Annotated in this window: 10 protein-coding genes; 7 read left to right on the top strand and 3 right to left on the bottom strand. The window is 60.2% G+C overall.

Annotated elements, in window-relative coordinates; translation table 11 throughout:
• Positions 1 to 85: 85 nt before the first annotated feature.
• Genes CKV89_RS04120 through CKV89_RS04130 form a run of 3 tightly spaced genes read left to right on the top strand, consistent with a single transcriptional unit; the run spans position 86 to position 3,262 of the window.
• Positions 86 to 1,498, top strand: coding sequence for a DUF6421 family protein (locus CKV89_RS04120; RefSeq protein WP_407919580.1), 1,413 nt, complete (start codon positions 86 to 88; stop codon positions 1,496 to 1,498).
• Positions 1,495 to 2,136, top strand: coding sequence for an SDR family NAD(P)-dependent oxidoreductase (locus CKV89_RS04125; RefSeq protein ID WP_028327175.1), 642 nt, complete (start codon positions 1,495 to 1,497; stop codon positions 2,134 to 2,136). The genes CKV89_RS04120 and CKV89_RS04125 overlap by 4 nt, the downstream gene beginning before the upstream one ends.
• A 4-nt stretch (positions 2,137 to 2,140) precedes the next feature.
• Positions 2,141 to 3,262 carry a threonine aldolase family protein gene (locus CKV89_RS04130; RefSeq protein WP_051277501.1) on the top strand — a complete coding sequence of 374 codons (1,122 nt, stop codon included), beginning with the start codon at positions 2,141 to 2,143 and terminating at the stop codon, positions 3,260 to 3,262.
• 61 nt (positions 3,263 to 3,323) lie between these two features.
• On the opposite strand, the gene CKV89_RS04135 is transcribed toward CKV89_RS04130, so the two are convergent.
• Genes CKV89_RS04135 through CKV89_RS04145 form a run of 3 tightly spaced genes read right to left on the bottom strand, consistent with a single transcriptional unit; the run spans position 3,324 to position 6,426 of the window.
• A complete protein-coding gene (locus tag CKV89_RS04135; RefSeq protein ID WP_028327174.1) occupies positions 3,324 to 4,022 on the bottom strand; it encodes a glycosyltransferase in 699 nt (232 codons plus the stop codon).
• Positions 4,019 to 5,398 (bottom strand): bifunctional PIG-L family deacetylase/class I SAM-dependent methyltransferase, encoded by a 1,380-nt coding sequence (locus CKV89_RS04140; protein ID WP_028327173.1) that lies wholly within the window; start codon positions 5,396 to 5,398, stop codon positions 4,019 to 4,021. The genes CKV89_RS04135 and CKV89_RS04140 overlap by 4 nt, the downstream gene beginning before the upstream one ends.
• Entirely contained in the window at positions 5,395 to 6,426 is a 1,032-nt protein-coding gene (locus tag CKV89_RS04145; protein WP_051277500.1) for an acyl-CoA dehydrogenase family protein, read from the bottom strand. The genes CKV89_RS04140 and CKV89_RS04145 overlap by 4 nt, the downstream gene beginning before the upstream one ends.
• 236 nt (positions 6,427 to 6,662) lie before the next feature.
• On the opposite strand from CKV89_RS04145, the gene gabT reads away from it, so the two are divergent.
• From gabT to CKV89_RS04165, 4 genes are all read left to right on the top strand, one after another.
• The gene (gene gabT, locus CKV89_RS04150) at positions 6,663 to 8,027 is read left to right on the top strand and encodes a 4-aminobutyrate--2-oxoglutarate transaminase (protein WP_028327172.1); all 1,365 of its coding nucleotides are present in this window, start codon (positions 6,663 to 6,665) and stop codon (positions 8,025 to 8,027) included.
• 30 nt (positions 8,028 to 8,057) lie between these two features.
• The gene (locus CKV89_RS04155; RefSeq protein WP_028327171.1) at positions 8,058 to 9,479 is read left to right on the top strand and encodes an aminobutyraldehyde dehydrogenase; all 1,422 of its coding nucleotides are present in this window, start codon (positions 8,058 to 8,060) and stop codon (positions 9,477 to 9,479) included.
• A 211-nt stretch (positions 9,480 to 9,690) separates the two neighbouring features.
• Positions 9,691 to 9,888 carry a hypothetical protein gene (locus CKV89_RS04160; RefSeq protein WP_028327170.1) on the top strand — a complete coding sequence of 66 codons (198 nt, stop codon included), beginning with the start codon at positions 9,691 to 9,693 and terminating at the stop codon, positions 9,886 to 9,888.
• A gap of 181 nt (positions 9,889 to 10,069) precedes the next feature.
• Complete coding sequence (locus CKV89_RS04165; RefSeq protein WP_028327169.1) at positions 10,070 to 12,799, top strand: DEAD/DEAH box helicase; 2,730 nt, start codon at positions 10,070 to 10,072, stop codon at positions 12,797 to 12,799.
• Positions 12,800 to 12,926 lie beyond the last annotated feature (127 nt).

Raw genomic sequence — 12,926 nt, forward strand, 5'->3', positions numbered from 1 at the left:
CAGCGGTTCTGACTTCCGTTAAATGAACGACGCCGCTCCGGCATTTTCTCTTGTTATTGCTATGCGCGAGAGTCATAGTCGTTGCATGACCACCACTTCCGCCGCTGTCAAAGACGCCACCGGCACCGCGATGACTCACGCCGAGATCGAAAAACTACGAGCTCATCCCGCGTGGATCAGCATCCGTGAGGCCGCAACCAGCATCCAGGCCCTGCAAAGCTCCGACGGATCCATCACAGAAGCCACCGAACACGCAAAAGCACGCGAACTCATCACCCACATCACTCAAGGCATCGAAGAACTAGCGCCCCTGCTGCCCCACGACGCCGACTACCTCACCGCAGTCAGAAGCGACCTACACACGTGGGCCAACAACGGATTCACCGTGCCTGACTTCCTCGACTCACTCGTCGCGTTCCACCCAGAACTGCACCGAGTTGACGGGCTCGTACACCTCGTCGTTTTCCCGATGTACACCCAAAACGGCAGCAGCGAACGCCACCTCGAAGCAGTACTCATCCAAGTGATCTGGCCCGACTTTGTCGCTGCCCTCGAAGCAGGCGACTACACCAACGCAGCTTTTGTCCCTATCCGTTTCATTGACTTCACTGCCGGATACGACACCAACTCAGCAGTGCTATTTCCAGAAACCGTCGCAGTACGAGCCATCCCCCAATTCACCTGGGGCGGAATATTCGCTGACCGGGAAGCCGCACGATTCCGCAAAGTCCTCGCTGCCGCATGCGAAATCACATCACTAGACCCACCCGAAGAAGCACGCGCATTCCTCGACGATCAACGCCTCACCGAAGAAACATTCGTCATGTGGGACCTCATCCACGACCGCACCCATATGCGCGGCGACCTCCCCTTCGACCCATTCATGATCAAACAGCGAATGCCCTACTTCCTCTACTCGCTAGAAGAACTCAGATGCGACCTGACCGCCTTCCGGGAGGCACTACGCATCGAACGCATCATCGCTGCCTCCCCAGACGTCTCCGATGAACAACGTTCCCTGGCACGGCACGCGCGCCTAGTCCAATACGCAGTGATCTTCGACCGCATCTTCCGTTTCACTGTCACCGGGGGACGAAACCGCAACTACGACGGTCTGGGCGGACAACTCCTGTTCGCCTGGCTCCACCGCAAAGGTGTCCTGCACTGGACCGACACCAAACTGACCTTCGACTGGGACAGAGTCCCCGACATGGTCAACGAACTAGGCGATGCAGTCAACGACTTGTACTGGCAGTCCATCGACCGCCCCAAAGTGAACCACTGGTTCGCTGCCTACGACCTCGTCGCCTCAGTGCTTGAACCCCACGTAGCCAGCAAATGGGCCACACGGGACTTGCCCTTAAACGGCACACCCCGCGAACTCACCGACGCCGTACTCGATGACGAATTCCCCCTGTCTATGTTCTTCGAGGCATACGAAAAAAAGGTGCGCGATGTGATCGCCTCGACTAAAGGCATCACAGGAGAAGCAGCATGAGAGTCGTTGTCACCGGAGCAGCCGGGCCGCTGGGCCGCGCGACCTGCGCTGCCCTGATCCATGCAGGCCACGACGTCGTTGCTGTCCACCACAGCGCAGTGGAGCTAGAACAGGGACTACAAACCCACGCCTGTGATCTCACCGACCCGAACGCCACCCATAAACTCGCCGAATCCGTCACTGCCGACGGCCCCGTGGACGCGTTGTTTCACCTCATCGGCGGGTGGCGCGGTGGCAAAGGACTAGCCGGACAAACCGATGAGGACTACCGCTTCCTCGAATCTAGGATTGTCACCACACTGCGTAACTCGACTCGTGCTTTCTTACCAGCTCTGCTCAACGCGGCTGCACCTCGAGTCGCCATCGTTTCCACTACCGGTCTGGAGCGCTGCACCGCCGGGAACGCGAACTATCTAGCCACCAAAGCAGCAGCAGAGACGTGGCTCGCCTGCGTGGGGCACGCTCTGCGCGAGAAGCAAGGCGTAGCCCATGTTGAGCGAGTCATGGCCCTAGTGACTGAAGCAGACCGTGCAGCCAACCCCGATAAGGACTACTCGCGGTACAGCGACGTCACGGACGTGGCGCAACGTCTTCTGACACTTCTGAGCCACACACCTACTACTCACGAGGAACAGTGAGGACATGACCTCCACCGCTAAACCACTTCACGACATCAACCGCCGTGGCTTTGCCTCCGATAACTATTCAGGTGTGCACCCAGAAATTTTGGACGCGATTGCTGCAGCTAATGGTGGTCACCAATCCGCTTACGGCTCAGATGTGTATACCCAACGGTTGCAAGAGGTAATTCGTAGCCATTTTGGCGCTAAAGCGCAGGCGTTCCCAGTGTTTAACGGCACAGGTGCCAATGTGACTGCTTTGCAGTCAGTTCTTCCTCGGTGGGGTGCTGTGGTGTGTGCTCGTACGGGGCATATCAATGTTGATGAGGGGGGTGCGCCGGAGCGGGTTGGTGGTTTCAAGATCTATTCGGTGGACACTCCTGATGGCAAGCTCACGCCTGCGTTGCTCGATACCGAGGCATGGGGTTTTGGTGATGAGCATCGTGCTCAACCAGCTGCAGTCTCGATTACGCAGTCCACTGAGTTGGGCACGATTTATGCAGTTGAGGAGGTTCGTGCTCTCGCGGATCGTGCGCATGAGCTGGGCATGATGCTGCATATGGATGGTGCTCGACTGTCTAATGCTGCGGCGTCGTTGGGGGTGGATTTGCGGGCGTTCACGGTGGATGCCGGTGTGGACATTCTGAGTCTTGGTGGCACGAAGAATGGTGCTTTGGGCGCTGAGGCGATTGTTGTTTTTGATCCTGACAAGCTGCCTGGTGTTAAGGATGCCTTGCGGTACAACCGCAAGGCGGACATGCAGTTGGCGAGCAAGATGCGTTTTGTGTCTGCGCAGCTTGTTGCGTTGTTTGAGGGTGATTTGTGGCTGCGTAGTGCGCGGCATGCTAATGCGATGGCTGCGCGTTTGCGGGCTGCGTTGGAGGGGGTTCCGGGAGTGATGTTCACTCAGGAAACCAAGGCCAATGGTGTTTTTGCGATTTTGCCTGAGGGGGTGGCTGATGTGGCGCGTGAGCAGTACGCCTTCTATGACTGGGATCCGGCGCGTCGTGAGGTGCGGTGGATGTGTTCGTTCGATACGGCACCGCAGGATGTGGATGCGTTCGCTGATGTGGTTCGTCAGGCCTGTGCGAAGGCGCCTCTTTTAGGGGAGTACACCAGTGAGGCACCTGTTGCGCATGCTTGATGGGTGAGGTGAAAAGGGGTCGTGTGGAGTTTGTCTTCGCACGGCCTCTTTTTCTGTGTGGCTAGCTGGTGGTGATGTTTCGTAGGTATCCGGCGAATCCTGCGTCGACTTTGCTGTGCAGGCGGCTGGAGGTGCGTACGCGGGTGGTGTCGGTGGAGATGATGTGGGCTCCTGCGGTGCGGGCGTGTTCGACGAGGGTGCTGTCTTCGTGGAGTGTGATGGTGGGGAATCCTCCTAGTTGTAGGTAGGTGGAGGCGCGGATTCCGAGGTTTGCGCCGTGGATGTAGGGGTGGGTTTCGGTGAGGTTGTGTTGGGCGTGCCAGGTGTTGAGGAGGGTGGGGTTGGTGTGGGGGGTGGGTTCGACGGTGCCGGTGATGAGGTCGGCTCCGTTGCTGGCGAGGGTGAGTTGTGCGCGTATCCAGTGCGGTGGGACGAGGGTGTCGGCGTCGGTGTTGGCGATCCAGATGTGTTCGGGGGCGGCTAGGAGGTGTGGGTCGAGGGTGGCGATGGCGGTGCAGATGGCGCTGTGGCGGGCGGCGCCGACGTTGTGTGCGTTGAGGGTGGTGGTGAGTGCGCCGTAGGAGCGGGCGATGGTGGGGGTGGTGTCGGTGCATCCGTCGAGGGCGATGACGGTGGTGCAGGTGATTCCGGTGTGGGTGTGTGCTTGGGTGGTGGCTTTGGTGAGGTGGGTGAGGCAGCGGGGTAGGTGGTCTTGTTCGTTGTGTGCGGGGATGGCGACGATGACGTGTCGGGGCGTCATCTGTTTTCCTGTTTTGCGATGGAGGTGGGGCCGCCGTAGATGTCGATGGTGAGGTCGGCGTCGCGGTAATGGGCGGTGTGGGGTAGGTCGAGCAGGGGGGCGGCTTGGGCGTGGATGTGGGGGCCGTCGAGGGGGATGTTGGTGGTGGGGTGTTGCCAGTGGGCGAGGATGAGTTGGCCGCCTTCGGTGAGGATGCGGCGGCAGTGGCGCAGGGTGGCGAGCCAGTCGTGGGGGGTGAGGTAGTAGCCGATTTCGGAGTTGATGATGAGGTCGTAGGGGCCTTCGGGTAGGTCGTATGGGGTGGCTCCGGTGATGAAGGTGGCTGCGGGGATGCCTCGTTGTTGGGCGATGTTGATGGCGGTTGGGTTGATGTCGATACCGGTGATGGTGTGGGTGTGTTTGGCGAGTTCTTCGGTGAGGCGGCCGTCGGCGCAGCCGATTTCGAGGGTGGCGTTGTGGGTGGGTTGGCGCAGGATTGCGGTGAGGAGGGCGCGTTTGCGGGTTTCGTAGTAGGAGTTTTCGAAGTTCCAGGGGTCGTTGTTGTGGGTGTACATGGTGGTGAAGGGGGTGGGGTCTGGAGGTGTGGGGGGTGTGGCTAGGTCAGTGGTGTGGGTGGGGGTGGTGAGGATGAATGTTTCGATGAGGCGGTGGGCTCGGGTGGTGACGTTGGGGGTGATGATGGGTTCGTCGCCGGGTAGGGGGCTTAGGGGTTGGGTTTGGGTGCGGTGTTTGGCGAGTGCAGTTTTTTTGGTGGTGAGGGTGTGGGGTGTTGCGGGCAGGGTGATGGTGTTGTTCCAGGGCAGGTCGTTGGGGGTGCCCCAGTGCCAGAGCCAGAGGGGGTAGTGCATGAGGAGTGCGCCGGTGGTGGTGGCGGCGGTGTGGGCGGCGGCGCCGAGGGTGTCGTGGTCGGTGTGGCCGTCTTTGGGGTAGGGGGCTAGGAGGATGGTGTGTTTGTTGGTTGTGGTGGTCAGGGTGTGGGTGAGGTGGTTGTGGTGGTTGGCGAGTTTGGAGTCGGGGAGGTTGAGGTGGGTGATGGTGGCGCCGGGGGCGAGGGTATTGATGGCTTCGTGTAGTTCGTTGTGGCGGGTGGTGGAGAGCATGTTTGCTGTCCAAGTGGGGGAGTGGGGGTGGGAGGCTTCGCCGTTGGTGGCGACGAGGATGGTGATGTGTAGGCCGGCGCGGTGGGCTTCTTGGATGAGTAGGCCGGCGCCGAGGGTTTCGTCGTCGGGGTGGGCTGAGGCGACGAGTAGGTGGGTGTGGTTGTTGAACAGGGTGGTGGTGTTCAGGGTGGGGGTGTGGTCCCAGCGGGGGTCTTGGAGCCAGGTGTGTTCGGGGGTGCCAGGGTCGGTGTGGTGGAAGGTGGGGGTGGTGTTCATGGTGTGTTGGTGGTGTTGAGGAGGTGTTTGCCGAGGGTGGCGTGGTCGCGTTGGGCGTGGTGTTGTCTGAGGTAGACGGTGAGGTCGGCGACGCGGCGGGCGTGGGTTTTGTTCAGGGTTAGGGGTGCTGGGCCGGTGGCGTGGCCGACGTGGGTGATGGTGTGTTCGGCGGCTGCGGCGACGATGGAGCGGGTGCGTAGGGCCAGGATGGTGCCGTGTTTTCCGGTGGCGTGGCCGGTGTCGATGAGGGTTGCGGCGATTTCGAGGGCGTGGCGTGCGTTTTCGAGTTCGATGTCGGTGTGGCCGATTGCGGCTAGGGCGATTTGGTCTGGTTCGCGGTGGGGGTTGTGGTGGTAGAGCTGTTGGGCGATTGCGCGGGCGGCGCCGTACCAGATCGCGGCGACGGCGATGCCGCCCCAGGTGAATCCGGGGCGTTCGAGGTACCAGTTGGGTGGGCCGATGGGGATGGCGGGTACGTCGGTGCAGGTGATGGTGGAGGTGGTGATGTGGGTGAGGCCGCGTGCTGCCCAGTCGTGGGAGTCGATGGTGATGCCGTCGGTGAGAGCGATGGCGTAGAGGCTGGTGGTGTTGTCGGGGTTGGTTGCGGTGACGAGGGCGTGGGTGAGGTGGTCGGCGAGGGAGCACCAGGTTTTGGTGCCGGAGATGGTGGGGCCGTGAGGGCTTGGGTGGGCGTGGAGGCCGTGGCCGGGGGTGTTGGCGGCGAAGACTCCCCAGGTGGAGTTGTGGTCGACGGTGATTCTGCTTAGGTCGACGGGGTTGGCTTGGGTGAGGATGGTGAGGGCGTCGAGGTGGGGTTCGATGGTGCGTGCGACGGTGAGGTCGAGGGCTGCGATGTGGGCGAGTTGGTTGAAGTAGGCGAGGGTGTCGTTGCCCAGGGTGTTGGCGATGGGGGATAGGTGGGTGGCGATGGTGAGGCTGTCGTTGATGATGTCGGGTCCGTGTGCGGCGGCGAGGACGGCATCGACGGTCGTTGGTGCGGGGGCGGGGACCGTGGGGAAGATGCGCATGTGTTGACGCTACGTCTGGCGGGGTGGTTCGTCGTGGTGGACAGGCGGTGTTGGGTTGTTGGGTTGGGGGTGATTTTGTGGCTGTGCTGAATTTTTTTACGAATTGTTTAACAACGGTGCGGGAATTCATCGGACAGATTTCGGGTGCGGGTATGAGAGTGGGGGGACTGCGCCACAGTTGTCGCGGTGTCGCCCGTTGGCGGGTGGCTCGCGGTGTGTCTTGTTGAGGAGGACCGTTGACCAGCCAGCCCCGTTTTTCATCGGAAGTTGTTCAGGAGCGCCGTCTTGTGACGGAGGTGCCGGGGCCGCGTAGTCGGCAGTTGCATGAGCGGACGTGTGCTGCTGTGTCTTCGGGGGTGGGGGTTGGGTTGCCGGTGTATGTGGAGCGTGCCGGTGGTGGGGTGTTGGTCGATGTGGATGGTAATCATCTGATCGATTTTGGGGCTGGGATCGCGGTGACTTCTGTTGGTAATGCTGATGCGCGGGTGGTTGCTGCGGCTGCTGAGCAGTTGGAGCGGTTTACGCACACGTGTTTCATGGTGACGCCGTATGAGGCGTATACGCAGGTGTGTGAGATGTTGAATGAGGTCACCCCGGGTAGCCATCCCAAACGTAGTGCTTTGTTTAATTCCGGTGCTGAGGCGGTGGAGAACGCGGTCAAGATTGCGCGGGTGTTTACCGGTAGGGATGCGGTGGTTGTGTTTGATCACGCGTATCACGGACGCACGAATCTGACGATGGCGTTGACGGCGAAGAATATGCCGTACAAGCAGGGGTTTGGGCCGTTTGCCGGTGAGGTGTATCGGATGCCGATGGCGTATCCGTATCGGTGGCCGGGGCCTGCGGAGTCGATGGTGCAGGACGCGTTTGAGGCGTTTGAGTCTGCGGTGCATGCGCAGGTGGGTGAGTCGAATGTGGCGGCGGTGGTGATTGAGCCGATTCAGGGTGAGGGCGGTTTTATTGTGCCGCCGCCAGGGTGGCTGGCCAGGATCGCGCAGTGGTGCAAGCAGCACGGTGTGGTGTTTGTTGCTGATGAGGTGCAGACCGGTTTTTGCCGTACGGGTGATTGGTTTGCCTGCCAGGCTGAGCAGGTAGTGCCGGATCTGATCACGACGGCTAAGGGCATTGCGGGTGGTTTGCCGTTGTCGGCGGTGACGGGGCGTGCAGAGATCATGGATGCGGTGCATGCGGGTGGTTTGGGTGGCACGTACGGCGGTAATCCGGTTGCGTGTGCGGCGGCGTTGGGGGCGGTTGCCACGATGCGTGAGGAGGATTTGGCTGGGCGGGCTCGCCGTATTGGGTCGATTCTGCAGGAGCGTTTGGAGGGTATTGCTGCTGGTTGTGGCGTTATCGGTGACATTCGTGGTCGGGGGGCGATGATGGCCCTCGAGATCGTTAAACCTGGAACGAAGACTCCTGACCCGCAGGTCACGAAACGTATTAGTGCTGCTTGTCACGCTGCGGGGGTGGTCACTCTCACGGCTGGCACGTACGGGAATGTGTTGCGGTTCCTGCCCCCGCTGGTGATTGGTGAGGATCTGCTGCGTGAGGGGCTTGATGTGCTCGAGCAGGCTTTCGTGGATGTTGTCGCTGCGAGCTGACTTTTTCTCCGGGTTTACGAAAGGACCACGATGAATCGTTTGCAGAATTTCATTGACGGCGTTTTTGTCGATGTTTGCGCGACGGACAGTCTTGATGTTGTCGACCCCACCACGGGGAAGGTTGTTGCGGTGTCGCCGATTTCTGGTGCCCGTGATGTGGATGCTGCTTTTGATGCGGCGTTGCGTGCTTCGCGGACGTTTAGGAACAGCACTCCTGGTGATCGTCAGAAGATGCTTTTGGCTTTCGCGGATGCGCTTGAGGCGGCTGGGGAGGAACTTGTTGATGCCCAGGCCCGGAACACGGGGCAGCCGCGTCAGCAGATCCTCGATGAGGAGGTCATGGCTGGAGCTGACCATATTCGTTTTTTCGCTGGGGCTGCGCGTACGTGTGAGGGTCGTGCTGCGACGGAATATTTGGAAGGGCACACGTCGTATGTGCGCCGTGAACCTATTGGTGTGGTCGCGCAGGTCACTCCGTGGAATTACCCCATTTTGATGGCGTTGTGGAAGTTGGGTCCGGCGTTGGCTGCGGGGAACACGGTGGTATTGAAGCCTTCAGATACCACTCCGGAGTCCACGCTGGTGTTGGCCCGGTTGGCGGGGGAGGTGTTTCCCGCAGGGGTGGTCAATGTTGTTCTTGGTGATGCTTCTACTGGTGAGTTGATGAGTAGGCATCCTGTGCCGGGGCTGGTGTCGATTACTGGGTCGGTGCGTGCTGGTCGTGCGGTTGCTGCTGGGGCGGCTGCAGGGTTGAAGCAGGCCCATCTGGAGTTGGGTGGTAAGGCCCCTGCGGTGGTGTTCGCGGATGCTGATTTGCAGCGTACGGCCGAGCAACTGGTCATGTTCGGGACGTTTAACTCTGGGCAGGACTGCACCGCCGTGACACGGGTGTTGGTGCAGGAGAGTGTGCATGAGCAGTTTGTGGACCTTCTCGTGGCTGCTGCGCGCAACACGACCACGGGCACAGGGCAGGGGGATGATTTCGGGCCGCTGAACAATGCTCGGCACTTCGCTCAAGTGAAGGAAAAGCTGGCGCGTGTTCCTGCGCACGCGCGGGTGTTGACTGGTGGCGCGGCGTTGGAGCGTGAGGGTTTCTATGTGCCGGCCACGATCATTGATGGGGTTCGCCAAGATGATGAGCTGGTCCAGGAGGAAACCTTCGCTCCGGTGTTGACGGTGCAGACATTCAGCACTGAGCAAGAGGCAGTAGAGCTGGCTAACGGGGTGGACTATGGGCTCGCCTCGAGTGTGTGGACCAGTGATCACGGCACAGCAATGCGGGTTTCCCGAGATTTGGATTTCGGGTGTGTATGGGTGAACACGCACGTGCTGCTTGCTGCTGAAATGCCGCACGGCGGTTTCAAAAACTCTGGGTACGGCAAGGATTTGTCTGTCTATGCGTTGGAGGAGTACACGCGCATTAAGCACGTGCTGCATTCCCTTGAGGTGTGAGCCGTAGCTCACATCTGGTGGCGCCGTCACAACAGCTGGCGTGTCTGGGCACGTGGTGGTGCTGGGCACGCCAGCTGTTGTGATGGGGACAAGGTCAGAAAACCCAAACGCACAGCTGCTGTGCGCCTGCTCGCAGCAGCGCAGTCAGCAGAACTAGCGTGTCGCCCCGGCATGTGTTGCGGTCAGGGCAGGCGCGGGGCAGCCTCGTCGTATGACGCAATCACATGACCCTGTTGAGGTCTCACGCAGCGACCGCGAAGCCAAAGAGATGGAGGCTGCTAAACAACGCGCCGAAGATGCCCACCCTGGGCAGGCCGGGTACGGACAACCCGGCCAAAACACAGGCCGCACTCACGGCCACATTGAAGACGAAGCCCGTCAGGCCGACAGCCCAGAAAAACACAGCTGACAAACCGGCCTTGCCGCCGCGCCGCAGCAGATATCGGCTCGCCGCGGCACCGAATCGCGGCAGCTGTGCTTAAGCACAGCTGAGTTTCCTGCCCCCGCAACGCCACCACATTGATGTTGTGGGCGTCGGTGGGGCGGTTCACCTCTACTGTGGCTGGCTGAACCTGCCACCATGGTGGGTGATGACTGCGTTGACCGACCACATGCCGCCCACCACCGATTCCGCTCCCGAGGGAGATGCCCTATTTGAAGGGTTTACCCAGTGGGCTCTAGAGACCGGCGTGGTCCTCTACCCCCATCAAGAAGAAGCCGCTTTGGAGCTCGCGGCCGGGGCGAACGTCATCCTCGCCACCCCTACCGGGTCAGGAAAATCCATGGTGGCGCTCGCGGCTCATTTTTTTGCGCTGGCTGACTTTCAACGTACTGGTCGCCGTACTTACTACACCGCCCCGATTAAGGCGTTGGTGAGTGAGAAGTTCTTCGACCTTGTGGGCAAGTTTGGGGCGCATAACGTCGGCATGATTACCGGTGATGCTTCGGTGAATGCTGATGCTCCGATCATTGCGTGTACCGCTGAGATTCTCGCCAACTTGGCTCTGCGTGATGGGGAGCATCTGGCTGTTTCCACCGTCGTCATGGATGAGTTCCATTTTTACTCTGAGCCTGATCGTGGCTGGGCGTGGCAGGTTCCGCTCTTGACGCTCCCGCAGGCCCAGTTCTTGCTGATGAGTGCCACGTTGGGTGATGTGTCGTTCTTCCGCAGTGATTTGACGGCACGTACAGGGCGAGAAACAGCCTTGGTCGATAACGCTGAACGCCCGGTCCCGTTGTCTTTTGAGTATTCGACTGAGCCGATCACGGACAAGCTTGTGGAGCTTATCCAGACTCGCCAAGCCCCTGTGTATGTAGTGCACTTCACCCAGAAAGACGCGCTAGAACGGGCGCAAGCTTTGTTGAGTGTGCAGGTCGCTAGCCGTGAAGACCGCGACAAGATTCTCGAAATGCTGGGTGGGTTCCGGTTCGGGAAAGGCTTTGGCACCACGCTGAGCAAGCTGATCCGCCACGGCATCGGTGTCCACCATGCCGGGATGCTGCCCAAGTACCGACGCATCGTGGAAACCCTCGCTCAAGCTGGTCTGCTCAAAGTGGTGTGTGGCACAGACACCCTTGGTGTGGGGATCAACGTGCCGATCCGTACTGTTCTGCTCACTGGTCTGACTAAATTCGATGGAAGCCGCCAACGTGTACTGAAGGTGCGCGAGTTCCATCAGATCGCTGGTCGAGCTGGCCGTGCCGGGTTCGACACCACAGGAACCGTCGTAGTGCAGGCTCCCGAACACGTCATCGAAAACATCAAGGCCGAAGAGAAGGCTGCTGCCGACCCGAAAAAGAAGAAGAAAGCTCAGAAAAAGAAAGCCCCCGAGGGGTTTGTCTCCTGGGACGAGAACACGTTCACGCGACTGGTGGAAGGCCAGCCAGAACCGCTGGTGTCTCGGATGCGGGTGACGCATGCCATGGTTCTTGATGTCATTGCCCGCTCTGAACTGGATGATGCAGACCCGGTTCTGCTCATGCGGCGCCTCATCTGGGACAGCCATGAACCCACTGGGCGCAAATACCGGTTGCAGCGCCGCGGAATTGAAATCCTGCGTGCCTTGAAGACCGCGGACATTGTGGAAACTTTCCGGCTACCGGCCTCAGCGGTTCCCGGCGGAGTCAGCTGCGACACCGATGACCGAATCGGATCTGAAGACATCGAATTTGATCAACTAACCCCCGCTTTCGATCTGCGTAAGCGCCTGCGTTTGGTTGATGACCTCCAAGATGGATTCGCGTTGAATCAGCCGCTATCCACCTTCGCCCTTGCTGCTCTGGAACTGCTTGACGAAGACTCACCGACCTACGCTCTTGATCTGTTGTCCGTGGTGGAGGCAACGCTGGAGGATCCCCGCGCTGTGCTGTGGGCCCAGCAGCGCAAGGCTAAAGGCGAAGCGATCGCTGAGATGAAAGCCGACGGCATCGACTATGCCGAGCGGATGGAACTGCTGGAAAATGTCTCGTGGCCCAAGCCGTGTGAGGAGATGCTGCGCGCGGCCTACGACACCTACCGTCAGGGCCGCCCTTGGCTGACCGAAGATCTCCTCAGCCCGAAAACCGTGGTGCGGGAAATGTTCGAGAACGCACGTGGTTTCGGAGAGTTCGTGCGGGTCTATGAGCTCGCCCGATCTGAAGGCGTGGTGTTGCGCTATCTCACGGACTGCTACCGCGCCCTGCGCCAGACGGTGCCTGAGGTGTATCGCACCGATGAGGTCGACGACATCATCACCTGGCTCGGGCAACTTATCCGGGCTACGGACTCCTCGCTGCTGGATGAGTGGGAAGCACTCACCGATCCGCAACGGCAACAGACCGAAGAGGTCCGCCCACCGGAGGTGGAAGCACGCCCCATCACAGGCAACCCTCGGATCTTCCGTATGTGGCTGCGTCAGGCAATGTGGCGACGCGTGGAGTTGTTGGCTGAGGGCAACGTGTTGGGTCTAGCGGAGCTGGATTCATCCGCTGCTGATGTGTTGGATTTGCGCCGAGCTGAAGTGCCCCCGCTTACATCTGAAGAGTGGGATGACGCGCTTGCTGGCTATGAGGACGTATATGGCGAGGTGCCGGATTCGATTGGTACTGGGCCAGATGCGCGCGGGCCGAAATTTTTCCGCATCGATGAAAAACCGGCTTTCGAGGACGATGATCCGGCTGGCCCCGGGGCGGAAGATCACGTTGTGTGGCGGGTTGAGCAGATCCTCGATGACCCTGAGCAAGAACGAGATTGGCGGATTATCGGGGTGGTTGATCTGACAGCTTCGGATGAGGTGGGGGAGTTGGTTGTGTGGGTTCGGGACTTGGCGTCGCTCTTGTGAGGTAGGCCCGTTTCGGACATGCACGGAAAACGTGATGTTCGTCACTTTTGACTGTGTGTATATCGCTTACTAGTCAGCGCGGCCAGAGCGTGACGTACTAGGTGAACGGTCGTTTCCTGTACGTATG

Origin of the sequence: Dermatophilus congolensis (assembly GCF_900187045.1) — a bacterium.
GTDB classification, from domain to species: Bacteria; Actinomycetota; Actinomycetes; order Actinomycetales; family Dermatophilaceae; genus Dermatophilus; species Dermatophilus congolensis.

Bases quoted from the DNA above. Each gene is read 5' to 3' on its own strand.
- CKV89_RS04120 (WP_407919580.1), top strand. From the start codon at position 86: ATGACCACCACTTCCGCCGCTGTCAAAGACGCCACCGGCACCGCGATG.
- CKV89_RS04125 (WP_028327175.1), top strand. From the start codon at position 1,495: ATGAGAGTCGTTGTCACCGGAGCAGCCGGGCCGCTGGGCCGCGCGACC.
- CKV89_RS04130 (WP_051277501.1), top strand. From the start codon at position 2,141: ATGACCTCCACCGCTAAACCACTTCACGACATCAACCGCCGTGGCTTT.
- CKV89_RS04135 (WP_028327174.1), bottom strand. From the start codon at position 4,022: ATGACGCCCCGACACGTCATCGTCGCCATCCCCGCACACAACGAACAA.
- CKV89_RS04140 (WP_028327173.1), bottom strand. From the start codon at position 5,398: ATGAACACCACCCCCACCTTCCACCACACCGACCCTGGCACCCCCGAA.
- CKV89_RS04145 (WP_051277500.1), bottom strand. From the start codon at position 6,426: ATGCGCATCTTCCCCACGGTCCCCGCCCCCGCACCAACGACCGTCGAT.
- CKV89_RS04155 (WP_028327171.1), top strand. From the start codon at position 8,058: ATGAATCGTTTGCAGAATTTCATTGACGGCGTTTTTGTCGATGTTTGC.
- CKV89_RS04160 (WP_028327170.1), top strand. From the start codon at position 9,691: ATGACGCAATCACATGACCCTGTTGAGGTCTCACGCAGCGACCGCGAA.
- CKV89_RS04165 (WP_028327169.1), top strand. From the start codon at position 10,070: ATGACTGCGTTGACCGACCACATGCCGCCCACCACCGATTCCGCTCCC.